This window comes from Psychrobacter sp. AOP7-A1-24, assembly GCF_052376235.1.
In the GTDB taxonomy this organism is placed as follows: domain Bacteria; phylum Pseudomonadota; class Gammaproteobacteria; order Pseudomonadales; family Moraxellaceae; genus Psychrobacter.
The window spans coordinates 1-24,410 of the sequence record NZ_JBQSVM010000029.1 but is presented as its reverse complement, the minus strand read 5'-3'; the positions used below and the strand labels follow the sequence as shown (position 1 = coordinate 24,410).

17 protein-coding genes and 1 tRNA gene are annotated in these 24,410 nt (G+C 42.6%); 1 reads left to right on the top strand and 17 read right to left on the bottom strand.

The window, feature by feature from the left end; translation table 11 throughout:
• Positions 1–69 precede the first annotated feature (69 nt).
• The 7 genes from aroB to ACT3QQ_RS10255 form a co-directional block, all read right to left on the bottom strand.
• Positions 70–1,179, bottom strand: a complete 1,110-nt coding sequence (aroB, locus tag ACT3QQ_RS10285; RefSeq protein WP_444527941.1) for a 3-dehydroquinate synthase — start codon at positions 1,177–1,179, stop codon at positions 70–72.
• A gap of 63 nt (positions 1,180–1,242) precedes the next feature.
• The gene (aroK, locus tag ACT3QQ_RS10280; RefSeq protein ID WP_444527940.1) at positions 1,243–1,803 is read right to left on the bottom strand and encodes a shikimate kinase AroK; all 561 of its coding nucleotides are present in this window, start codon (positions 1,801–1,803) and stop codon (positions 1,243–1,245) included.
• A 200-nt stretch (positions 1,804–2,003) separates the two neighbouring features.
• Entirely contained in the window at positions 2,004–4,355 is a 2,352-nt protein-coding gene (gene pilQ, locus ACT3QQ_RS10275; RefSeq protein ID WP_444527939.1) for a type IV pilus secretin PilQ, read from the bottom strand.
• A gap of 27 nt (positions 4,356–4,382) precedes the next feature.
• The gene (locus ACT3QQ_RS10270; protein ID WP_444527938.1) at positions 4,383–4,916 is read right to left on the bottom strand and encodes a pilus assembly protein PilP; all 534 of its coding nucleotides are present in this window, start codon (positions 4,914–4,916) and stop codon (positions 4,383–4,385) included.
• Positions 4,916–5,635: a type 4a pilus biogenesis protein PilO gene (locus tag ACT3QQ_RS10265; RefSeq protein ID WP_444527937.1), complete on the bottom strand. Its 720-nt coding sequence runs from the start codon at positions 5,633–5,635 to the stop codon at positions 4,916–4,918. The genes ACT3QQ_RS10270 and ACT3QQ_RS10265 overlap by 1 nt, the downstream gene beginning before the upstream one ends.
• On the bottom strand, positions 5,632–6,285 hold the full coding sequence (locus ACT3QQ_RS10260; protein ID WP_444527936.1) for a PilN domain-containing protein: 654 nt from the start codon (positions 6,283–6,285) through the stop codon (positions 5,632–5,634). The genes ACT3QQ_RS10265 and ACT3QQ_RS10260 overlap by 4 nt, the downstream gene beginning before the upstream one ends.
• Positions 6,285–7,340, bottom strand: a complete 1,056-nt coding sequence (locus ACT3QQ_RS10255; protein WP_444527935.1) for a pilus assembly protein PilM — start codon at positions 7,338–7,340, stop codon at positions 6,285–6,287. Before ACT3QQ_RS10255 ends, ACT3QQ_RS10260 begins: the two co-directional genes overlap by 1 nt.
• A gap of 193 nt (positions 7,341–7,533) precedes the next feature.
• On the opposite strand from ACT3QQ_RS10255, the gene ACT3QQ_RS10250 reads away from it, so the two are divergent.
• Entirely contained in the window at positions 7,534–10,119 is a 2,586-nt protein-coding gene (locus ACT3QQ_RS10250; protein WP_444527934.1) for a penicillin-binding protein 1A, read from the top strand.
• A 151-nt stretch (positions 10,120–10,270) separates the two neighbouring features.
• On the opposite strand, the gene ACT3QQ_RS10245 is transcribed toward ACT3QQ_RS10250, so the two are convergent.
• The 10 genes from ACT3QQ_RS10245 to ACT3QQ_RS10200 form a co-directional block, all read right to left on the bottom strand.
• A complete protein-coding gene (locus ACT3QQ_RS10245; protein ID WP_444527933.1) occupies positions 10,271–10,795 on the bottom strand; it encodes a DUF6586 family protein in 525 nt (174 codons plus the stop codon).
• A gap of 167 nt (positions 10,796–10,962) precedes the next feature.
• A complete protein-coding gene (gene rpoC / locus ACT3QQ_RS10240; RefSeq protein WP_444527932.1) occupies positions 10,963–15,180 on the bottom strand; it encodes a DNA-directed RNA polymerase subunit beta' in 4,218 nt (1,405 codons plus the stop codon).
• A gap of 148 nt (positions 15,181–15,328) precedes the next feature.
• The gene (gene rpoB / locus ACT3QQ_RS10235) at positions 15,329–19,447 is read right to left on the bottom strand and encodes a DNA-directed RNA polymerase subunit beta (RefSeq protein WP_444520347.1); all 4,119 of its coding nucleotides are present in this window, start codon (positions 19,445–19,447) and stop codon (positions 15,329–15,331) included.
• Positions 19,448–20,196: 749 nt separating this feature from the next.
• Positions 20,197–20,568 carry a 50S ribosomal protein L7/L12 gene (gene rplL, locus ACT3QQ_RS10230; protein ID WP_057761722.1) on the bottom strand — a complete coding sequence of 124 codons (372 nt, stop codon included), beginning with the start codon at positions 20,566–20,568 and terminating at the stop codon, positions 20,197–20,199.
• 132 nt (positions 20,569–20,700) lie between these two features.
• Positions 20,701–21,228, bottom strand: a complete 528-nt coding sequence (gene rplJ / locus ACT3QQ_RS10225; protein ID WP_444520349.1) for a 50S ribosomal protein L10 — start codon at positions 21,226–21,228, stop codon at positions 20,701–20,703.
• Positions 21,229–21,700: 472 nt separating this feature from the next.
• Positions 21,701–22,402, bottom strand: a complete 702-nt coding sequence (rplA, locus tag ACT3QQ_RS10220; RefSeq protein WP_444527931.1) for a 50S ribosomal protein L1 — start codon at positions 22,400–22,402, stop codon at positions 21,701–21,703.
• Positions 22,402–22,833 (bottom strand): 50S ribosomal protein L11, encoded by a 432-nt coding sequence (gene rplK / locus ACT3QQ_RS10215; RefSeq protein WP_444523249.1) that lies wholly within the window; start codon positions 22,831–22,833, stop codon positions 22,402–22,404. The genes rplA and rplK overlap by 1 nt, the downstream gene beginning before the upstream one ends.
• A gap of 90 nt (positions 22,834–22,923) precedes the next feature.
• The gene (nusG, locus tag ACT3QQ_RS10210; protein ID WP_201599900.1) at positions 22,924–23,454 is read right to left on the bottom strand and encodes a transcription termination/antitermination protein NusG; all 531 of its coding nucleotides are present in this window, start codon (positions 23,452–23,454) and stop codon (positions 22,924–22,926) included.
• 71 nt (positions 23,455–23,525) lie between these two features.
• On the bottom strand, positions 23,526–24,011 hold the full coding sequence (secE, locus tag ACT3QQ_RS10205) for a preprotein translocase subunit SecE (protein ID WP_444523248.1): 486 nt from the start codon (positions 24,009–24,011) through the stop codon (positions 23,526–23,528).
• Positions 24,012–24,062: 51 nt separating this feature from the next.
• A tRNA-Trp gene (locus ACT3QQ_RS10200) sits at positions 24,063–24,138 on the bottom strand.
• Between the last annotated feature and the right edge of the window lie 272 nt (positions 24,139–24,410).

Sequence of the window (24,410 nt, the reverse complement as noted above, 5' to 3'; positions counted from 1 at the left end):
TACAGCTAACCAGACGGCTACAAGTACGAGATTTTAGTATAAACATATAAACGAGAAGTTTTTGAGACGTTATGCACTATGTTTTGACAGAACTTCATTTAACAGTTGGTCGTCAAACTCATTAGTGAGTACCGCATCCCCTATTGATTTTAACAAAATCAGGCGAATTTGTCCGTATTTCACTTTTTTATCGTGTCCCATTAGATCCAAAGCAGTTTCTACATCGATAGCTGGCGGAATAACAGGTAGGTTTGCTAACTCTAGGACACGCTTAATCCGTACAACCTCATCATCAGTTAGCCAGCCAATTTTTTGTGATAGCTCAGCTGCTTGTAACATACCAGCCGCCACTGCTTCGCCATGCAACCAGTTGCCATAACCTTCATGTGTCTCGATCACATGACCAAAAGTATGACCAAAGTTCAATAGCGCGCGTACACCTGACTCTCTTTCGTCTTGCGCCACGACGTCAGCTTTATACTGACAGCAGCGTTTCACGGCCTCACCAAGTACTGCCAAATCAAGTGCCATCATCGCTGGTAAATTTGCTTCAAGCCACGTTAAGAAACTCTCATCCATGATAAGTGCATATTTAATAATCTCAGCGACTCCAGCCGATAGCTCACGTGCAGGCAATGTCTTAAGCGTACTCATATCGGCAAGTACCATTTGTGGCTGCCAAAAAGCACCAATCATGTTTTTACCTTGCGGATGATTGATACCTGTTTTACCGCCAACACTAGAATCTACTTGTGACAATAGTGTCGTTGGAATTTGAATAAAATTTACACCACGCATAAAACTGGCGGCAGCAAAACCTGTCATATCTCCAATCACACCGCCGCCAAGAGCTATCAGGGTCACATCACGATTAAAATGCTCTGTCATCAGCGCATCATAAATTTGATCAATACTTGCCTGATTTTTATATTGTTCACCATCTGGCAGTACGCATACCTTTACCGTAAACTGCTCTGCTAGCTCATCTTCTAATGCTGCTAAATACAAAGGTGCCACAGTGTCATTAGTGACAATCAAAACTTGACGACCACTGATATAAGGCGCGACTTGCTTCGCCATACTGCTATGTTCAGTCGTAGATTGTTCAGTAATAACAATAGGATAATCATGACCTTGCGTATGAACTATTAGGCTATCATGAAACGTTGGCATTACCATGTGTTACTCCCGAAGCACTTCAATGAGGTAAAAGTAAATCAGTCTACATATCAATCGTAGTTGCTAATCTTCTTGGTGCGTCGATGATACCGTAGGGCAATCGACGAATGACTCTAAATGCTGCATCAACTGATTAACCATATGACGTGGGTAAGTGTGACCAGTAGGCATAACAATATGTGCAATCTGGCGATAGAGTGGATCGCGAGTACTGTACAAATCTTGCAGTATTTTTCTAGGATTAGGCTGTTGCAATAATGGTCGAGACTTGTCTTTAGAAGTGCGCGCCAGTTGCACTTCGACAGGCGCATTAAGATAAACGACGATACCACGCTGCTCTAGAAACTCTCGGTTTTCGGCACACATAACTGCACCGCCACCAGTTGCTAATACGATTTGAGAGTTTTGAGTCAACTCATCAATAGCACGCGTTTCACGCTCGCGGAAACCTGCTTCACCTTCTTTGGCAAATATCCAGGCAATATCGGCACCTGTCTGCGATTCAATATACCAATCACTGTCTACAAAAGTGCGACCTAACTGCTTGGCTAGCAGTTTCCCGATTGTCGTTTTCCCTGCTCCCATCGGACCCACTAAAAACACCGACGGTAATTCCTGCCCCATAATACTTACTCAGCTAAATTAGGTATGATACAACGTCATTGTAATTCTGGCTAGTAATGAGCCGTGATTATTGTGAGTAAAATTTAGAGCACTCTATCTATCGGTACATACATATCTATTGCAGCGCTAAAATCGCTAATTTCACGCATAAAAAAAGTAAGCACTATGGCTTACTTTTTTAGTAATCAACTGACTGACAATCAATTCAGACGGCTAGTACCGTCGTTGATTAATTTTGGTGTCACAAAGATAAGTAGCTCTTCCTTGGTGTTGCTACGTACATCGCGTCGGAAGGCACGACCAATATAAGGTAAGTCTCCTAGGAAAGGCACCTTATCTACACCGTTGTTGGTACGGTTTTTAAAGACGCCGCCTAATACGACTGTCTGTCCGTCTTCAATGATGACATTGGTTGATATAGAATCTTCAGAGATGGCAACCTGATTATTGATGATTGTTGGCGTGCCATTAGTGATGACCAGTTGCAAACCAATTTTACCATCTGGCGTAATGTTTGGTGTAGCCTCTAAACTTAATGCAGCTTCTCTAAAGCTGGTTGTTGTCGCACCACTGGCTGAAGCTTCTTGATATGGAATCTGAGTACCAGAAGAAACCTTCGCTGTTTGCTTGTCGGCAGTCAAAATCTTAGGTGTGGAAATGACTTCACCGCGATTATCTGCTTGTAGTGCTGATAATTCAAGATCAAGCATCACATCCGACATGCTGAGTAAACCAAAGGCAATACTACCCGCTGGGTTAGATACACCCAAATCAACGTTTAAGTTATCAGGACTAGTAATGTCATAAGAAGGATAAGAAACGGTTTGACCATTGACAGTCGTTGTCTCTATGTCAAAGTCTTTAAGATCAGCTAATGTTTGATTGCTACCACCAACCAATAAGCTGCGGTTGTTGGCTGCACCATTTGACAAGATACCCCAGCGAACCCCAATTTCTTTACTGAAGCTATCTGTAGCACTGACAATACGAGCTTCAATCATAACTTGGCGAACAGGAATATCAATTTTACTGATCAATTTATGGATATTTTCGATACTGTCAGCAACGTCTTTGATAATCAAAGTATTAGTACGCTCATCAACCGTTACCGTACCACGATTGGATAACAATGTATTATTATCCTCACGATTTGATAGACCACTATTATTACCAGTCGCACCGCTTCCTTGAGAAATAAGTGTTAAGACATCTTGTGCTTTTGCATAGCTCAAACGGATGTACTCAGTACGTAGGGGTGCATATGACTGAACAGCTTGCTGCGCTTCAAGTTCACGTGCTTCTTGCTCAGCCAACTCAGCAGAAGGTGCCACCAAAATTACATTACCATTTTCACGTTTGCCTAGGTTTTTGCTCTTTAGAATAATATCGAGGGCTTGATCCCAAGGGACATTAATCAGACGTAAGGTGATGTTGCCAGCGACTGAGTCACTAGCAACGACGTTCATTTCAGTAAACTGAGCTAAAATATCTAGAACGCTACGAATCTCAACATCTTGGAACTCCATAGATAATGGTTCGCCACTATAGGTTCTTTCTTCTAACGTCGGCTCACGTAATAGCTCAGGCTTGTTGATACTAATATTCAACTGATTACCTGACTGGTAAGCCTGATATTCATAGTCGTCATTCATGTTAATAGTGACAACACCATTTTGACCTTGGTTTTTAGTATCAATACTACTAACAAGTCCACTATTGATATTTAGACGGCGTAGCAGGTTTCTAGGCACCGTACTACCTGTTAATCGTACCACCAACTTGTTGCCTTGACGCTGCACATCTACTGGGATAGCTTCATTAGCAAGTACCATACTGACGCTGCCGCCACCATCATTTCCCGCTGAAAAGTTGACCGAGCTCAGACCATCATAACTGTACTGCCTGCTCACCTGTGAAGAAGCAAGCTGTGGATTTAATAGCGGGTTAACTCTGACCACCATCGTATCAGCTGGCACTTCGTTCTTCACGACAACTTTATTCGGGGTACGTACAGGCGTCACTGGTACAGTAGAGCTCTCAACAATAGGTGTCACGACTGCGGTCGTTGTCATACTATTATTACTATTGAGCACATCTTGAATAGGGTCACTGGTAATGACTGGACGATTAGGGTCAGTGATGGTTAATAATAAATCATTGCCTTCAATCGCTGTTGTATAGTTTCCCGACTCTTTTAAACCAACAATGAGACGCGTGGTACTGTCACTACTTAACGTAGTAACATCATTGATTGCGCCGATATTATATTCGTTGAAGCGGCTAGCAAGCCCGTTCTGTACTTGTTCAAAATCTAGGACTAAACGACTAGGATCATCAAGCTGATAGGCTGCTGGTAATACTGGCAATCCTGTAAATCCTAAACGCATTTGTGTTACTGCAGGCGCAGTCTGAACTACTGAAACGTTGTTAATACGCTGAGCCGCATGGGCACTACTACTTACTGCCATCATGCTCAGTGCCAGTGCTGAAACGGCAAGAGAAGAAGAAACGCGGTTACTCATCGTCATTACCTTGTTGTTGCGTACTGTCATTATTTACTCCTCAAAAAATCTGCCGACTTAGCTTATAGGGGATACCAGCGACTGAGGTTTTTCTACAAACCCTGCGCGGCTATCTGGCAAAATTTCAATCAAGTTAATCTGTGTCGGCGTGATTTCAACAATACGGCCGTCATTTAATCCAAGATAATCGCCTACTTTAACACTTGCAACAGAGCCATCAGGCCGTTGTATCAATCCATATCGCTGACCTTCGGGCGAAATCACTACACCTCGAAAGACCAATTGCGACAGTTCATACTGCTCAAGTGGTTCTTTTATTCTATTTATATCTGGGCGCACACCATCTATAGAGGTAGTCGGACCTTGTACATTTACTAAACTTGGTGGTAAAAATGGACTGCGCTGCGAACTAGCGCTATACACAAAATCCTCTACCAGCTCAGCTTTGGGCGGCGGCTCAATAGGCTGTGCAGGCTGATTGCGAATATCAGTCATTGCTTGCTCTGCTAGACCTATACGGTCACTACACCCTGTCATAGATAAAACAGCGACACTTAAGGCCAATAGCATGGGCATTCTTCGGATACTCATTAGTTGCCTCCTGCATTTGCATCAGTAGCAGCGGCTTCATCACCTTCAGGAGCCGCTTCTTTAGAGCGATAAGTCTTAGTTTGCAAGACTAGATTAAGCTCTGGCAAAACATCCAACGTAGGCTGCGGATTGCTGACCTCAAAATCATGCATCGTAATAATTCGAGGAAGTGCAGCCAGACCACTGATAAAGCTACCAAACTGATGGTATTCACCCAAAGCTGCAATACGTATTGGCTGCTCAATAAAGAACTCATTTTCAATTTCAGGCTCTACTGAAATATCTTGGAAACGGATATTGCTGCCAACGCCTGTCATGTTTATGCCTTCTACCAATTCTGACACACGCGTATCTTTCGGCAACTGATCTAATAGAGTATTAAATTCAGTTTCCATCTGGACCACTTGCGCCTGATAAGCTTCTAGATGACGTGCGCGAGATTCTTTTTCACGGTAGCTATCGAGCAAGGTCTGTTGCTGGCTCTCAGCCGCATTGATCTCATCAATTTTGCTGCTGATAGGTAACGCCCATGATAACGCTGCAATAAAAGTGATAATGAGACCAATGACTGTGACCTTTACAGGCAGTGGCCAACTGCCATAATTTTCTGAATCTAGCGACTCAAAACTACGGCGAAACTCATTGAAATCGAATTGCTTTTTTGACTTCAAAGCAGATTTCTTAGTTTTAGAGAGGCTCTTTTTGCGGATAAGCTTCATAACGCACCTCCTGGAGCAACATCGGTATCAACAGTAGTCGGAGTTTCCGATTGTACTCTAGTCGTTACTACAAACTGTACATAGCTGTCTTCAGGATAAACAGGTCGCGGCTGTTCACCAGTATTAACTGTATTATTGAGAGCTGGAGCAGCCTCATAAGCACTAATATTCTGTTGAATATTACTCACTGCTGAGCCGCCCATCCATTTACTATTATCAAGGTTGCGAATCAGGCTAGACACAATATTTGGATTGTCTGCTAAGCCTGTCAAAGTTAGGACATCACCTTCTCGTTTAAGGTTATTTAGATAAAGTGCTGGTGGAATAGCTTTGGCGAGATCATCCCATAAACGTACAGGTACAGGACGTCGTCCCTGCAAATCTTGGATGACTTGCATGCGCGAAATAATATCTTCACGGCGCTGCTCTAAACTGTCAATTTCAGTTAGTGCCGTATCTAAGCGAGTATTTTCTTGTTCGATCAATGCGTTGGCATCAAGCTGCTCATCAAGCTCGTTATTAAAATAACTCCATGAAGCAAAAGCGGCTAATAGCGTCAGCAGCGTAACTGCCACTACTAAAGTGATGAATTCTTTATTGCGACGTTCGCGCTCTTCTTGTCGCCAAGGTAAAAGGTTAATACGAGCCATTAGTCAAAGCTCCTTAACGCAAGACCACATGCAGCCATCAAGCTTGGCGCATCAACTGCCAGTTGCTCATTATCAATACTTGGTGCAATCGTCATATTAGTGAAAGGGTTGGCAACACTAACAGTCACACCCATTTTTTGTTGTGCCATACCAGCGAGACCAGCAATAGAGCTGCTGCCCCCTGCAAGCACCACGTGATCAATACTGCTATACTGACTTGATGAAAAATAAAACTGTAAAGAGCGCGTGATTTGTTGAATAGTGTTTTCTATGAAAGGGGTTAGCACCTCAGGATAATAGTCGTCAGGTAAGGTACGTTCGCGCTTACTCAGTGTCGCTTCTTCTGCTGACAAGCCATAGCGGTTTTGTATTGCCTCGGTCAGCTGAGCACCGCCAAATAACTGCTCACGGCTATAAATAAATTCGCCATTCTTGGCGATATATAGGGTAGTCTGATTGTGGCCAATATCCACTAACGCTACTAATTCTGGTACATTTGGTAAGCTATCTACCATCAATCCAAACGCACGCTCGATTGCATGAGATTCGATATCCATGATTTTCGTTTGTAGACCACCAAACGCTAACGCATCGACACGCTGATCGACGTTTTCTGAACGAGAAGCAGCTAGCAACACTTGAACCATATCTTCGCTAACCAAAGACGGTCCTAATACTTCAAAGTCTAGATTAACGTCTTCTAATGGATACGGTATATACTGATCAGCGTCCAAACGAATTTGCGCTTCACGTTCCACATCGCTAAGCGCTGCATCCATGTCAATAATTTTAGTAATCACTGCAGAGCCAGAAACAGCAGTCGCAGCATTACTACCTGCGACTTGGCAGCGCCTTGCTAAACTCGTTATAATATTGCCGACAGCCTCTGTATCGACTAGAATCTTATCGACTACGGTACCTTCCGTTAGTCTTTCAATACCATAAGATTTCAAATGGAACATGCCCTGCTGACGTTGTATATCAACCAACTTTACTGAAGTGGCACAAATATCCACGCCAATCAAATGTTGACTCTTGGAAGTAAATAGCCTCACTAGCTCTATACCTTATATTAATTGTACAATCTGGTAATTATTTGTAATATTTCAACACAATACTTTACTTAATTGATAGATTCAAGCATTTAAAAATATATTAAGGCCAACTTACACATTTATTATGACCTGCCTATTTTGTTCAAGGTATAATAATATTGTCTGCTACAAATTCTAACTAATAAGTCTTATTATGGCCAAAACAAATGCTACCGCTCGTCTCATTCGCTTTTTGGTGGGACTCTTTATCGCTTGTCTAGCATTGGCAGTTGTTCTAGCACTTGCTGTACCTATTGGTTTTTATGGGATGGCAATGTATTTATCGCCAACCTTACCCAGTACACAAGAGATCAAAACAGCCAAACTAGAAATGCCATTACAAATTTATAGTAGTGATGATAAATTGATTGGCCAATATGGCAATCGTTTATCGTTACCAGTTAGTTTTGATGAGATTCCTGAAGATTTAACCCATGCCTTTTTAGCTGCCGAAGACGCTGCTTTTTTTCAGCATAGCGGTATTAGTATTAAAGGTCTTGGTCGAGCTGTTACCGAAGCAGTCACTGATGACGATGGTCAGACAGGTGGCTCTACTATTACGATGCAGGTTGCCAAAAACTACTTCTTAAGTCCAGAGCGTACTCTGAACCGCAAGTTGACAGAATTATTTTTGGCTCGAAAAATTGAAGATGAACTAAGTAAGAATGATATTTTGACGCTGTATGTCAACAAAATTTATTTAGGTGAAGGTGCTTACGGTATTCGCGCGGCGGCTAAAAAATACTACAGTAAATCATTAGACAATCTAACTATTGCTGAAATGGCCATGTTAGCAGGCCTACCAAAAGCTCCTTCTAAGTATAATCCAGTTGCCAACCCTAGCCGCGCATTGACTCGTCGTAACTGGATTATTGGACGCATGCATGAGCTTGGCTATATTAGCCAAGCTCAATACGATGAGGCGGTCAACTCTCCTATAGGTATCAAACTATATAAAGAAAAGCTCGATATAAACATGCCTTACTTGGCAGAAATGACGCGATCCTCTTTAGTCGAACGTTATGGCGATCAAGTCATGCACAGTGGTTGGCGCGTTCGTCTCACGGTAGATAGCAAAGCGCAAACAGATGCAGAAGCAGCAGTAGTGACAGGCTTAATTTCCTACGAGCATCGTCATGGTTGGCGAGGAGCTGAAGCAAATGATGAGCCTCTCGAAAACTTCCGACGCTACAGCAACATGTCTCCTGCCAAAGTGACTAAAGTCAACTCTCGTAGCTTTGATGCCGTCTTGCAATCCGGTGAAAAAGTGACCGTTAATTGGTCTGGTATGAAATGGGCACGTAAACATATTTCCGTCGACCGCATTGGTTATTATCCTAGTAACGCCAGTCAAGTCGTTAAGATAAACGACATTATTCGCGTGATACCTACCGCGAATGGCAACTGGCAATTAGGTCAAATACCTAAAATTCAAGGTAGTTTGGTCTCGTTAAATCCAGAAACTGGTGCTGTCAATGCGTTGGTTAGTGGCTTTGATTTCCACCACAGTAAATTTAACCGCGCTTTACAAGGTTGGCGCCAGCCTGGATCAACCATCAAGCCCCTTGTCTATACAGCAGCTTTAGAAAAAGGTTATCGTCCAGATACAATAGTCTCTGATGAAGCTATTCAAGTAGGTGGATGGAAACCTAAAAACTCTGATGGACGTTTCTTAGGGGATATCACTTTACGTCGTGGTTTATACTTATCACGTAACCTAGTGTCTATTCGATTATTGCAAGCTATCGGTATTTCTGATACACGTAGTCTGTTGAACAATTTTGGCCTAAACAAAGAAAAACTACCGACAACCCTATCATTAGCATTAGGCACAGGACAAGCTACACCACTACAAATGGCAACTGCTTACTCTACCTTTGCCAATGGTGGTCGTCGTATTCAGCCATATTTTATAGGTCAAATTTACAACTACAGTAACAAATTATTGTTCCAAGCCAATCCAAGCCGAGCTTGTGCATCATGCTTTAATGAACAACTAGATGAACTCAACAATACATTAATCGAGGAACACAATCAGATATCTGAAGATGGTGATCCAATAGATTCCGTTCAGAAAGAGTCAGAAAATGAGGATGAGGATGAAACTAACACGGCAGTTGATTCATCAGTATATGACTCCGGCCCGCAGTCAGACCGCTTAAAAGCGCCAGCTTTACAGTATACTAGAGCAAAGCAAGCACCACGTATATTACAACCTAGAGTAGCGTTCGAGATGGCAGATATACTACGGGATGTGGTTCAACGTGGTACGGCGAGAAGAGCGAAAGTGCTAGGTCGTAAAGATATTGGGGGTAAAACAGGTACAACTAATAAAGCTAAAGATGCATGGTTTGCAGGATTTCATCCTACCAATGCAACCGTTGTCTGGATGGGTTTTGATCAACCATCAACAATGGGTCGCCGTGAGTATGGTGGTGTAGCAGCGTTGCCAGTTTGGATAGATTTCATGAAAGCTCAACTGGCCAATACTCCGTACCAGTGGGTACCAAATGATTATGGGTTTACCATTAATGAAGGAAAACCATCTACTACAAAATCTGATTCGAAAAAACCAGCTGTGGCTCGAACACAAAAACGTGAATCATCGCAACCAGAAACTAGTGAAAATGCGCAATCCTTACCAACAGCAGATTTAAACAATAGCCGCGCTACTGATGACGTACCGCAAAACCCGTTAAGTGTAACACCTGTTCAGCGCATACCATCAATGCCAGAATAACAAATCAAGCAGTACTTAATTTGATAATAAAAAGGCTTACTCTATTATTAATGAGTAAGCCTTTTCTATGTGCTGTAGACTATGGCCTACCCCATTTGATCGTATTCTCGGTCGGATCAATCAACATCTAATAGAAATGTAAAATTCTCTATTAGAATTCAACCATACCTGCACGTAGCTGCTCGATCAAGTCTAAAAGTTGTTGGCGCCATTCCCGTATTGTTGCTTCGTCAGGTAACCACTGATTGGACAAGGTGACAACATTGACAATCAAGTCTGGCGATGTTGAGCTATTACTCGATGTTTCATCTACGATCGTATCTGGTGGTACTGCATAAAGACAACGCTGATAAGCGCGCTCTATATTGGCAATAAACCCTTGCTGTTGTAATTGCTGCAAGCGCTGAATCTCGGGAGATACTTGTGTACGCTCACTCAGTGCTTGCTCTATATCAAGCAATGTCGGTGATGTCATATTCAAGCTATAGAAATGACCAAGTTCTTGGATAAATGCTAACAAAGCACCGTGCAAATGAAAAATAGCGGTCTCGCAATGTGCTTGATATAACTGCTTGTCATTAGTATTTCCTGCAGATTGACAGGATAGACGACAAAAATAGAGCTTTTGATTGGTTCGATCTGCTTGATATTTAGCGACGCGCGTTTTGCCTGCCATTGGTTACTTATCCTTCTATAAATAGTGAATTGGAGCATGTTTTCCAGTGTACTATTTTTTTAGATCATAGCACCATGCCTTTTTCGATTTTTTATACGCACAAAAAAGCCAGCAACTATGCTGGCTTTTTCATTAAATTGAGCGTGAGTCAAAAATATTCAACACGATTAGTTGTCTTGGTTTAACTCTTGAGCAAAGGCTTCATCAAAGCTTGCAAAGTCTTTGCTGTCCGTACTTGCAGTCATATCAAACGCCGCATTAAGATCTTTATCTTGTAGCTTCTGATCTGCTTTTTCTTTACGTGTCTTATGATAAGCAAGACCAGTACCTGCAGGAATCAAGCGACCAACAACCACGTTTTCTTTAAGACCGCGTAGCTCATCTACCTTACCAGTCACAGCAGCCGCAGTTAGGACACGAGTTGTCTCCTGGAATGACGCCGCTGAGATAAAGCTTTCAGTTGCTAGACTTGCTTTAGTGATACCAAGCAATTGACGCTCAAACTGTACTGGGAACTTATCTTCCGCTTCTAGCTTAGCATTCAAGGCTTTGATATCAGCATACTCTACCTGATCACCTTTGAAGTGGCTTGAATCGCCACCATCAGTGATTTCAACTTTACGCAGCATCTGACGAATAATAACTTCGATGTGCTTGTCGTTGATTTTTACACCCTGCAGACGATAAACATCCTGTACTTCGTTGACGATATAGTCAGCAAGCGCAGTTTGTCCTTTCAAACGTAAGATATCATGCGGGTTCTGTGGACCATCAGCGATCACTTCACCACGTGCTACCGTTTCGTTTTCAAAGACGTTGATTTGACGCCATTTCGGGATTAGCTCTTCATGTACTTCACCATCTTCGTTGGTGATGATGAAACGGTTCTTACCTTTGGTTTCTTTACCAAAGCTAACCACACCAGTCATTTCTGCCATGATGGCATGATCTTTCGGACGACGTGCTTCAAACAAATCAGCAACACGTGGTAGACCACCGGTAATATCTTTCGTACCAGAGGAAGCTTGTGGTACACGGCCTAAGATCGAACCTGCTGCAACCTTCTCACCATCACTCACGCGGATGATAGTTTCAGCTGGTAAGAAGTAAACAACTTCTTTGCCTTCGTCAGTGTTCAAGATGATCGCAGGACGTAAGTCTTTTGCTGAGCTTGAACGGTCACGAGTGGCTAAAATTTCAAATGAGCTCATACCAGTAGCATCATCAACCTTCACTGTTGCAGTGCTACCATCAATGATATCACTGAAGCGTGCTGTACCAGCAAATTCAGTAATAATTGGATGCGTATGCGGATCCCATTTAGCGATAGTTTGACCACCTTCGACCTGCTCTTCGTCTTTTACTAGTACGCTAGAACCATAAGGTACTTTATAGCGCTCACGCTCACGGCCAAGCTCATCGGTCAATGCGATTTCAGCTGAACGAGATACGATGACTAAATGACCATCAGTATGTTGAACCGTCTTCATGTTCTCGAAGTGTGCTTGACCAGCATTACGTACAGAGATGCTATTGTCTACAGAAGCCGAGCTTGCTGCCCCGCCTACGTGGAACGTACGCATAGTCAACTGAGTACCTGGCTCACCAATAGACTGTGCGGCCATAACACCCACTGACTCGCCGATATTCACTTTATGACCACGAGCAAGGTCACGGCCATAACATTGTGAACAAACGCCATGTTCGACATCACACGTAATTACTGAACGTACCCAGATATCATCAATCGCGTTGTTATCAAGGACGTTGACCCAGTACTCATCGATCAATGTACCTGCTGGAATCAATACTTTATCAGTATCATCATTGTAGGTAACATCACGAGCAGTCACACGACCCAGTACTAGCTCACCTAGCTTCTCAATGATTTCACCACCTTGAATATGTGGTTTCATGAGTAGGCCTTCTTCAGTACCACAATCATCGCTCGTGATAACCAAATCTTGTGCCACATCAACTAGACGACGAGTTAGGTAACCTGAGTTAGCCGTTTTCAGTGCCGTATCTGCTAGACCTTTACGTGCACCGTGAGTTGAGATGAAGTACTGTAGTACCGTCAAACCTTCACGGAAGTTAGCTTTAATCGGTGTCTCAATGATTGAGCCATCCGGCTTAGCCATCAGACCACGCATACCAGCCAACTGACGAATCTGTGCCGCACTACCACGAGCACCAGAATCTGACATGATAAAGATAGAGTTGAATGATTTCTGCTCGTCTTCTTCACCTTGTGCATTGATAACTTTATCTGTTGCCAAGTTGTCCATCATCGCCTTAGCGACTTTGTCATTGGTACGTGACCAGATATCAACGACTTTGTTATAACGCTCACCAGCAGTAACGAAACCTTGCTCAAATTGATCTTCGATTTCGCGAACTTCGCCTTCTGCCACTCCGATAATTTGCTTCTTAAGTGGTGGGATGACCATGTCGTCGATACCGATAGACACACCAGATAGCGTTGCTTGAGCAAAACCAAGATACATTAATTGGTCAGCAAACATAACGCTTTCTTTTACGCCAACTTTACGGTAGCAAGAGTTAATTAAGCGAGAGATGTTTTTCTTCGTCATCTCTTGGTTACACTCATCAAACGTCATACCTTTAGGCATGATATTCCAGATAAGTAGACGACCAGCAACCGTATCTTTGATACTGATTTCTTTAGTCTCATTACCTTCTTCGTCAATTTGCGTTTCAGTAACACGCACTTTAATCTTTGCGTTTACATGTAGGTCGTTTGAACCAATCGCACGCAATGCCTCATTAACGGTAGCAAAAATCATGCTCTCGCCTTTAGCATTGATAGACGAGCGACTGATATAGTATAGACCCAGTACAACATCCTGAGATGGTACGATGATCGGATCACCGTTCGCAGGTGACAAGATATTGTTGGTAGACATCATCAAGGCACGTGATTCAAGCTGCGCTTCTAGCGTCAATGGCACGTGAACGGCCATTTGGTCACCATCGAAATCGGCGTTGAATGCAGTACAAACAAGCGGATGCAACTGGATGGCTTTACCTTCGATTAATACTGGCTCAAATGCCTGTAAACCCAAACGGTGAAGTGTTGGTGCACGGTTAAGAAGTACTGGATGTTCACGGATAACCATGGCCAGCATATCCCAAACTTGTGGCTCTTCACGCTCTACCATCTTCTTGGCAGCTTTAATCGTCGTTGCTAAGCCATGAGACAATAGTTTGTTATAAGTAAATGGCTTGAACAATTCTAGTGCCATTTTCTTAGGTAGACCACACTGGTGTAGACGCAGTGTTGGACCTACAACGATAACTGAACGACCAGAGTAATCAACACGCTTACCAAGTAAGTTCTGACGGAAACGACCTTGTTTACCTTTGATCATATCTGCCAAAGATTTCAATGGACGCTTGTTACTACCAGTGATAGCACGACCGCGACGACCGTTATCAAGCAACGCATCTACTGATTCTTGCAACATACGCTTTTCGTTACGCACGATGATATCAGGTGCGCTCAGCTCAAGCAGACGCTTAAGACGGTTATTACGGTTGATCACACGGCGATATAGATCGTTTAGATCTGACGTTGCAAAACGGCCGCCTTCTAGCGGTACTAGCGGACGCAAGTCTGGTGGTAGTACTGGCAAGATGTTCATTACCATCCACTCAGGCTTGTTATTAGAATCACGGAATGCTTCTAATAGTTTGAGACGCTTAGACATTTTCTTAAGCTTAGTCTCAGAGCCAGTTTGTGGAATCGCTTCACGTAGCTCATCAATCTCAAGATCCATATCGATATCTTTCAATAGGTCTTGAACCGCTTCAGCACCCATCTTGGCTGTGAATTCATCACCAAACTCTTCAAGCGCTTTGTAATAATCTTCATCATCAAGCAACTGGTATTTTTCTAAGCTAGTTAGACCAGGCTCAGTAACGATATAGCTTTCGAAATACAGAACGCGTTCGATATCACGTAGCGTCATGTCTAACAATAGACCGATGCGGCTTGGTAATGATTTTAGGAACCAAATATGCGCTACTGGACTGGCTAGATCGATATGACCCATGCGATCACGACGAACTTTAGCAGTGGTAACTTCAACACCACATTTTTCACAGATAACGCCTTGGAACTTACGGCGCTTATATTTACCACATAGACATTCGAAATCTTTTACTGGACCAAAGATTTTGGCACAAAAAAGACCATCACGCTCAGGCTTGAACGTGCGATAGTTGATGGTTTCAGGCTTTTTTACTTCGCCGTGCGACCATGACTTGATGACGTCAGGTGCGGCTAAAGTAATTTGAATGCTATCAAACTCTTGGTTACCGTTGCCGGTAGGGCTTTGCATGATATCGAGTAAATCTTTCAAGTTGCTTCTCCGTTATCTTTATAATCATCTGACAGCGTACCATTAACGCAGATAAGATGAATGAAGGCAATGAATAGGGTTGAGACAAATCACTAAAAGCAGCAATAAAGCAGACTGCCTTTAGTGGACAACTAAGTTAAACAACGGGCTAGTTGCTTTGTTTTAACTCAATATTGATACCCAGTGATTTGATTTCTTTGGTCAGTACGTTGAATGACTCAGGCATGCCTGGATCCATGTACTGCTCACCATCAACAATGTTTTTGTACATACGCGTACGGCCTTCAACGTCATCCGACTTCACCGTTAGCATTTCTTGCAACGTGTAAGTCGCGCCGTATGCTTCTAGTGCCCATACTTCCATCTCACCGAAGCGCTGACCACCAAACTGTGCTTTACCGCCCAATGGCTGTTGCGTTACTAGAGAGTAAGAACCTGTTGAACGTGCATGCATTTTGTCATCAACCAAATGGTTAAGTTTGAGCATGTACATATAGCCAACAGTTACTTTACGGTCAAACTTCTGACCAGTACGACCATCATATAACGTTTGCTGACCATCACGATCCATACCAGCAAGCTCTAGCAAATCTTTGACCTGGCTTTCTCTTGCCCCATCAAATACTGCGGTACCCATTGGTACACCGCCGCGTAAGTTGGCTGATAGCGCCATGATGTCATCATCACTCAAGCTATCAAGATCAACTTGCTCGCCGCCGACTTGGTTATAGATTTTGTCCAAGAAGTCACGTAGCTCTTTGATCGCCGCTTGAGATTTGAGCATGCCGTCAATCTTCTCGCCCAAGCCTTTCGCTGCCATACCCAAATGCGTCTCTAGAACCTGACCGATGTTCATACGAGATGGTACACCAAGTGGGTTCAATACGATGTCAACGGTATTACCATTTTCATCATAAGGCATGTCTTCAACTGGCATGATGCGTGAAACAACACCTTTGTTACCATGACGACCAGCCATCTTATCACCAGGCTGAATACGACGCTTAACCGCTAGATATACTTTAACGATTTTTTGTACGCCATGTTGCAAGTCATCACCAGCAGTTAATTTGCGTTTTTTCTCAGCAAATTTCACATCGATATCTTTTTGCTTATCAACCAAGTAATCAGAAATCTGGGTCAAACGCTCAGAGATTTCTTCTTCTACTGGTTGGATATCAAGCAATGTCTCAAGGCTCATATCTTTCATATCAGCCAATGCCATAACCGTACCAGCTTTCAGACCAGCACCGCCGCTAACTTTTTGGCCATCTAGTAGATTACCAATACGACCACGTGCTGCTTCTTCAAAGATACGTAGCTCTTCTTTTAAATCTTTGCGGTAGCTATCAAGCTGCGATTTTTCAATCGCTCTTGCGCGTGCGTCTTTTTCAACACCATCACGGGTAAAGACCTGTACATCGATAACCGTACCTTTACTAGAAGTCGGTACACGTAGTGACGTGTCTTTTACATCCGCCGCTTTCTCACCAAAGATAGCCCGTAGTAATTTCTCTTCTGGCGTTAGTTGCGTTTCACCTTTTGGCGTCACTTTACCAACTAAGATGTCACCAGCGTCAACTTCAGCACCGATATACACGATACCTGCTTCATCAAGACTTGATAGCGCTGCTTCACCAACGTTTGGAATATCAGCAGTGATTTCTTCTGTACCTAGCTTGGTATCACGAGCCACACAAGTCAATTCTTGAATATGAATCGTAGTGAAACGGTCTTCTTTAACTACTTTCTCAGATAGCAAAATTGAATCTTCGAAGTTGTAACCATTCCACGGCATAAATGCGATGCGGATGTTCTGACCTAGTGCTAGCTCACCAAGATCCGTTGAAGGACCATCAGCCAAGATATCACCCAAAGCAATCTCATCACCTTGGTTAACAATGATACGTTGGTTGATACAAGTGTTTTGGTTAGAGCGCGTGTATTTGATCAAGTTGTAGATATCGATACCCGCTTCACCAGCAGTCATCTCGTCTTCGTTTACACGAACAACGATACGTGATGCATCAACATCTTCGATCACACCGCCACGCTTAGCGATAACACAAACACCAGAGTCACGAGCAACGTGACGCTCCATACCAGTACCTACCAACGGCTTATCAGCACGTAGCGTAGGAACAGCCTGACGCTGCATGTTCGAGCCCATCAAGGCACGGTTAGCATCATCATGTTCGAGGAACGGAATCAAACCTGCTGCAACCGATACTACCTGACTTGGTGATACGTCCATATGCGTTACTTTTTCTGGCGGCATACGAACAAATTCACCATAGCTACGTACACTGACCATTTCATCAGATAACGCACCATCTTCGGTCAACGGTGAGTCAGCCTGTGCAATAACAGTACCTACTTCTTCAATCGCTGACAGATATTCAATGATATCCGTTACTTTGCCATCAATCACACGGCGATACGGCGTTTCTAAGAAGCCAAAGCTATTGGTTTTAGCAAATGTTGCTAGTGAGTTGATAAGACCAATGTTTGGACCTTCAGGAGTCTCAATAGGACATACACGGCCATAATGCGTATCATGTACGTCACGTACTTCAAAGCCTGCACGTTCACGAGTTAGACCACCAGGTCCTAATGCTGATACACGGCGTTTATGGGTAACTTCAGACAACGGGTTGTTCTGATCCATAAACTGTGACAACTGGCTTGAACCAAAGAATTCTTTAACCGCAGCCGCAACAGGCTTAGAGTTGATCAAGTCTTGTGGTGACAAGTTATCTGATTCAGCAGAGCTTAAACGCTCTTTAACCGCACGCTCAACACGTACTAGACCAACGCGGAATTGGTTTTCTGCCATCTCGCCTACTGAACGAATACGGCGGTTACCAAGATGGTCAATGTCATCAACATCGCCGCGACCATTACGAATTTCGATAAGCTCTTTTAGAACGTTAACGATATCGTCGTTGGTCAATACACTGCGTTCGCGCTGTACATTAGGATCATCAGAGTTATCAAATTCTAGACCAAGACGACGGTTAAATTTCATACGACCAACGTTTGATAGATCATAACGATCTGCATTGAAGAACATACTTTCAAACAGTTTTTCAGCAGTTTCAACCGTTGGTGGCTCACCTGGGCGCATAACTTTATAGATTTCAATCAATGCTTCTTCACGGCTTGACGTGCTATCTGCACGTAGCGTATCAGCAATATAACTACCTTGATCGATATCGTTAGTGAATAGAATGCTAAATTCTTTAAGCGCTTCACTGGCTTCAAACGCGCTTAATTTAACCAATAATTCATGGTCAATTGGCGTGTTCGCTTTAGCAATGATTTCATCATTAACAACGATATCTTCCGCTAAGATACGCTCATATAGATACTCATCAGGCACAGCAATTTTCGTCATACCTGCTTCTTCAAGCTGACGGATGCGACGTGCGTTGATGCGTTTGCCCTGCTCTACGATAACGTCACCTTCTGGTGATACGATATCAAACTGAGCCATCTCGCCACGTAGACGATCAGCAACTAGATCGATTTCAAACTGCTCTTCGCCTTTATAAACCGCAACTTTATCAAAGAATAAATCTAGGATTTCAGAAGTTGTTAAACCAAGTGCACGTAGAATGATTGATGCCAGAAGTTTACGGCGACGGTCAATACGAGCAAATACTAAGTCTTTTGCATCAAATTCAAAGTCTAACCATGAACCACGGTAAGGGATAATACGTGCGTTATAAAGCACTTTACCACTTGAATGCGACTTACCTTTATCATGGTCAAAGAACACACCAGGTGAACGATGTAGCTGAGATACGATAACACGCTCAGTACCATTGATAATGAAAGTACCGTTAGCAGTCATCAAAGGCATCTCGCCCATGTAAACGCTTTGCTCACGAATATCTTTGATAGCCGCTTTGCTGTCTTTGTCTTTGCTATCTTTGTCTTTGATGATCAAACGGATTTTGACACGCATAGGCGCAGCAAACGTTGAACCACGTAAGATACACTCACGCTCATCAAATTCAGGCGTGCCTAAATAGTACTCAACAAATTGTAGCTCTGCGTTACCAGAGTGACTCTCAATTGGGAAAATAGAGGAATACGCAGCTTGCAAACCAGTATTCTCACGAGCTTTTGGCTTTTTGTGCTCTTGCAAAAATTGCTCGTAAGAATCTACTTGAATAGACAGTAAATAGGGAACGTCCATTACAGTGGGCAATTCAGCAAAACTTTTGCGAATACGCTTTTTTTCAGTATAAGAATATGCCATCGAGAGTCCTTACAGTAAACGTGGAAACAAATTAAAAGCGTGGCCAGTCAGCATAAATACGATGCAAACGCGGCGACGTAAACGATAATATAAAACGGGTCTTCGTGTTCAGTTCATGTCTTTTCTGTCAATTACTACTTTACTCTTCAGTGCTTACCTAGCACACTTCACTTAATCTCATCGTTGCTTGCTAAATTCATGGTAAGTGAATCAGTCTATATGACTGTTGCAACCAGAAAATTCAATATCACATAGCCTACAATGGATTACTTATCAGGCTTGATTTACTAATACATTGCTGGGAAATAACCTCTATAACAATTGCATATATACCGCTTGCCATCTAGACTACTTATCACCAACTATATCCCCTACACATACAAACTGTCTGTAAGACTAAATATCGACAGTCATACCACATCAAGTAGGCAACTATGATCAACAGCTTTTTTGAGAATTAATAATAATCGGGGTAACTATAACTTTTAGAATCAGTATAAACTATAGTGTTAATAGGAAAGCATGCAGACACAAAAAAATGCCAAACATCTACAGACGTTTAGCTCATATTAACTGATTTCAAAAACTGGCATGTGTGCTTGCATGTATATCGTCTGTCCTTTTGATGGGTATCCACCGTGATGTTGCATACGTATGTTGGCAGACACAAAAGGTCAAGCTACGAATTATAGTAAAAAAAAGCTGGCAATGCAAGGCATTACCAGCTTTTTTTCGTACAGTAGTTAAACTTATTTTAGTTCAACAGTTGCACCAGCTTCTTCAAGTTTCTTTTTCAACTCTTCAGCTTCAGCTTTAGATGCGCCTTCTTTGATTGGAGCTGGAGCGCTTTCAACCAAATCTTTCGCTTCTTTTAGGCCAAGACCAGTAGCTTCACGTACGGCTTTAATTACGCCAACTTTCTTCTCGCCAAAGCTGGCAAGAACTACGTCAAACTCGTCTTTTTCTTCAGCAGCAGCAGCAGCAGGACCAGCAGCAGCAGGTGCAGCAGCAACAGCAGCTGTTACGCCGAATTTTTCTTCCATGTCGCTGATTAGCTCAACGATATCCATTACTGACATTTCAGCGATTGCATTTAACACGTCATCTTTAGATAGTGCCATGAGAACTCTCCGTTATCTGATAAAAATTAATTGATTCTAATATCGCTTTGATTGCTTGTCGACATTTCAAATAGGTGTGACAATAAAGTGCAACCAAGATTAGCGATGTTAAAGTTACGTTAAAACAAGCAATTAAGCAGCTTCTTTTGCGTCTTTGATTGCCGCTACAGTGCGAACGAACTTGCCAGGAACAGCGTTCATAGTCTGGACAAGCTTGGTCACTGGTGCATTCATAGTAGCCATCAAGATAGAGATTGCTTCGTCGCGAGTTGGTAGCTTCGATACGCGCTCTAGCTCTTCTGGACCATAAACTTCACCACCGACTGATACTAATTTGGTCTCTAAAGCTTTGTTATCTTTGCTGAAGTCGAAAACGACTCGAGCAGCAGATCCCAAATCTTCCATAGAGAAAGCCAAAAGTAGTGGACCAGTCATACGGTCTGACATGCTCTCAAACTTAGTGCCTTCAAAAGCGCGTTTTGCTAGTGTATTTTTTACCACTTTCAAAACAACACCTTTTTCACGAGCTTGTTGGCGCAGCTGAGTAAGCTGTGCAACACCAATACCGTGATATTCGGCAGCTACTGCTGAGTAAGCATTAGCAGCAACTTCAGACACTTCAGCCACAACTTGTTGTTTTTGCTCTAGCGTTAATGCCATAAGTTGACTCCTTTAATCTTATCAATCAATTTATAATAAAAGTGCTAAAAACAACGTTTTTATACGCTTGAACTATAAGCTAAGACTGACTTGATACGACACATTACCAGCAGATTCAATTAGTAAAAAAAGCATCTACTGGTAACGACTGATTACGGCACCGTTATCAGAATGACGTTGAGTAATAGTTTGAGGATTATAAATAATCCATATCGCCCTATTCGCTCTTGTCTTAAACTGTGTGGGCCACCGTCTGCGTAGGACAACTAAGATTTTCATCTGTCGTCGATTAACAAAAGTGACTCATCATTATAATAACTACCCGAAGATTATTACCTATAACTTTAAACCACTCTCTACCTACGGTCTTAGACAGCGTAGCAAATACTACGCTGACCTAATTCTTTAAAAACTGTTTGTGTTTGTTATTCAAAATACTTGAAGTTCAAGTACTGAAAGACAAAGACTTTAATTATTTAGCAGTACGATAAGGTACTGGATCGATCGTTAGACCTGGACCCATAGTGCTAGACAAGGTAATTTTCTTAATGAAAGTACCTTTAGAAGTAGCAGGCTTAGCACGCTTTAGGTCTGAGATTAGTGCTTGAGCATTTTGCATAACTTGCTCAGCAGTGAAACCTACTTGACCGATAGTGCTATGGATGATACCAGCTTTATCAACACGATACTGAGCTTGACCAGCTTTCGCATTAGTCACAGCTTCAGCAACGTTTGGCGTTACTGTACCAACTTTAGGGTTAGGCATTAGACCACGTGGGCCTAGGATAGTACCTAATTGACCAACAACACGCATTGCATCTGGAGCTGCGATAACAACATCAAAGTCCATGTTACCAGCTTTAATTTGCTCTGCTAGGTCTTCAAAACCAACGATGTCTGCACCAGCTTCTTTAGCGGCTTCAGCAGCAGCGCCTTGAGCGAATACAGCAACGCGTTTAGTTTTACCAGTACCAGCAGGTAGGTTGGTTGCACCACGAACTACTTGATCAGATTTACGTGGGTCAACGCCCAAGTTTACTGAAATATCGATAGACTCTTTGAATTTTAGCGTTGGCAAATCGTTTAGGATTTGAACCGCTTCTTCAATAGTGTACTGCTTTTCGTTATCAATACGGCTTTGAATTTCTTTTTGACGTTTGGTTAGCTTAGACATTATACACCCTCCACGGTAATACCCATTGAACGTGCAGTACCAGCGATGGTACGAACAGCAGCGTCAAGATCAGCTGCAGTTAAGTCTGCATCCTTAGTCTTAACGATTTCTTCTAGTTGTGCACGGTCAACTTTACCAACTTTAGCAGTGTTCGGTGTACCTGAACCTTTAGCAATACCAGCAGCCTTACGTAGTAAGTATGCAGCTGGTGGTGACTTCATGATGAAGGTAAAAGATTTATCGCTGTATACTGTGATCTCAGTTGGGATCGGTAGACCTGGCTCTTGGCTTGAGGTCGCAGCGTTAAATTCTTTACAGAACGCCATGATGTTCACGCCTTTTTGACCCAAAGCTGGACCAATAGGTGGTGAAGGATTTGCTTTGCCTGCAGGCACTTGCAGTTTGATGTAACCATCAATCTTCTTAGCCATGTTACTCTCCTGAATGGGTGATAGCGCCAAATTAACAGGGTATATACCTAATTAAATAACAGCTCCCCGGTTGATGAATATTTTGCTATTTTAGTCTAGTTTTTCAACTTTACTAAACTCTAGCTCAACCTGTGTAGGTCGATTAAATACGTTTACCGTTAGATGTAGCTTAGACTTCTCATAATCCACTTTTTCAACCAACCCTTTAAAGTCAGTAAACGGACCATCGATAACCAACAACTCTTCGCCTGGCTCGAATAGAGTCTTAGGACGTGGGTCAGTTTCAGTCTGGTTCAAGCGGTTTAAAATGCGATCAGCTTCTACTTGTGTAATCGGTGCAGGCATCTCAGGCGTACCACCAATGAAACCCATAATACGAGGACAGTCTTTTACGATGTGCCAAGTATTGTCGTTCATTTCCATTTGGATCAATACATATCCAGGGAAGAACTTACGCTCACTTTTACGTTTTTTGCCGTCTTTCATTTCGACGACTTCCTCAGTAGGAACCAATACATCACCGAATGACTCAGTGAAGTCACTACGATTAATACGATCAGTTAATGAACGTTGTACTTGTTTTTCATATCCTGAAAACGCTTGGACAATATACCAACGCATATCACGCTCCTGATCATTATAAATAAGTCGTTATAAGTAAATATCTTATTAATAGTCACTAATACGTGCTATTAACCGATAAAAATACCAACGAACCAATTAAAAAAGTTATCTAATAACCAAATAAACAAACCTGCAATCGCAATCACGACAATCACTTGCCATGTGTATTGAAAGGTTTCATCTTTACCGGGCCATGTCACTCGGCGAAGCTCAACAGCAGCGTCTTTTAACAATATTTTAAAAGCACGGCCTTGGTGCGTTAACGCCAAACAAACTAATGCAAATACAACAAGTGCGACAATAATACCAATACGTACCCAGACGTCGTTGGCGGGTTGCCAATAGCCTGGTAAGTATTGATTTACTAGAGTCGCACCGATTAATACAGCTGCAGCAAGTAGCCACAAAATCAAATCTTTTGCTGAGCCAGTCTTAGCCACTTCAACAGCAGTAGTACCGCTAGCTGAAACGTGCTTATCTTTAGACAGCATTCCACCAGCACCCGCCTTGGTATCAGATAACTTAGTCTCGAGGTTATCTTGATCATTGCTCATAAAGAACTCGCTTCGGAGATGGTGGGGTACAACAAAGATGTGATAAGAAGATGGCAGGCGATGTAGGACTCGAACCTACAACCCTCGGTTTTGGAGACCGATGCTCTACCAATTGAGCCAATCGCCTATGGGTGTAAAGGACAGCATTATACAATATTTAGCATAGAATGCAAGCCCTTGGCGGTAAAATTATTAACTTTACCTGATTTGGCACTACGGTAGTCTAAAATAACGGCTACCGTTGAGTGCAGCGATAATATAACAAGCTACGCCACAGATTACAATATGCTATCTAATAAATAATTGTCCTTATCATACATATCGTAAATGATTGCTTCGCTATAGTTTTCAATTCTAAATTTTTCAGCACAATTCTAATAACTATTTGTTATTTTGTTT

Coding starts and splice junctions, on each gene's coding strand:
- rpoB (WP_444520347.1), bottom strand. CDS start 19,447: ATGGCATATTCTTATACTGAAAAAAAGCGTATTCGCAAAAGTTTTGCT.
- aroK (WP_444527940.1), bottom strand. CDS start 1,803: ATGGGGCAGGAATTACCGTCGGTGTTTTTAGTGGGTCCGATGGGAGCA.
- pilQ (WP_444527939.1), bottom strand. CDS start 4,355: ATGACAGTACGCAACAACAAGGTAATGACGATGAGTAACCGCGTTTCT.
- rplA (WP_444527931.1), bottom strand. CDS start 22,402: ATGTCTAAGCTAACCAAACGTCAAAAAGAAATTCAAAGCCGTATTGAT.
- rplL (WP_057761722.1), bottom strand. CDS start 20,568: ATGGCACTATCTAAAGATGACGTGTTAAATGCAATCGCTGAAATGTCA.
- aroB (WP_444527941.1), bottom strand. CDS start 1,179: ATGGTAATGCCAACGTTTCATGATAGCCTAATAGTTCATACGCAAGGT.
- rplJ (WP_444520349.1), bottom strand. CDS start 21,228: ATGGCATTAACGCTAGAGCAAAAACAACAAGTTGTGGCTGAAGTGTCT.
- ACT3QQ_RS10245 (WP_444527933.1), bottom strand. CDS start 10,795: ATGGCAGGCAAAACGCGCGTCGCTAAATATCAAGCAGATCGAACCAAT.
- nusG (WP_201599900.1), bottom strand. CDS start 23,454: ATGCGTTGGTATATTGTCCAAGCGTTTTCAGGATATGAAAAACAAGTA.
- rplK (WP_444523249.1), bottom strand. CDS start 22,833: ATGGCTAAGAAGATTGATGGTTACATCAAACTGCAAGTGCCTGCAGGC.
- ACT3QQ_RS10260 (WP_444527936.1), bottom strand. CDS start 6,285: ATGGCTCGTATTAACCTTTTACCTTGGCGACAAGAAGAGCGCGAACGT.
- secE (WP_444523248.1), bottom strand. CDS start 24,011: ATGAGCAATGATCAAGATAACCTCGAGACTAAGTTATCTGATACCAAG.
- ACT3QQ_RS10270 (WP_444527938.1), bottom strand. CDS start 4,916: ATGAGTATCCGAAGAATGCCCATGCTATTGGCCTTAAGTGTCGCTGTT.
- ACT3QQ_RS10265 (WP_444527937.1), bottom strand. CDS start 5,635: ATGAAGCTTATCCGCAAAAAGAGCCTCTCTAAAACTAAGAAATCTGCT.
- ACT3QQ_RS10250 (WP_444527934.1), top strand. CDS start 7,534: ATGGCCAAAACAAATGCTACCGCTCGTCTCATTCGCTTTTTGGTGGGA.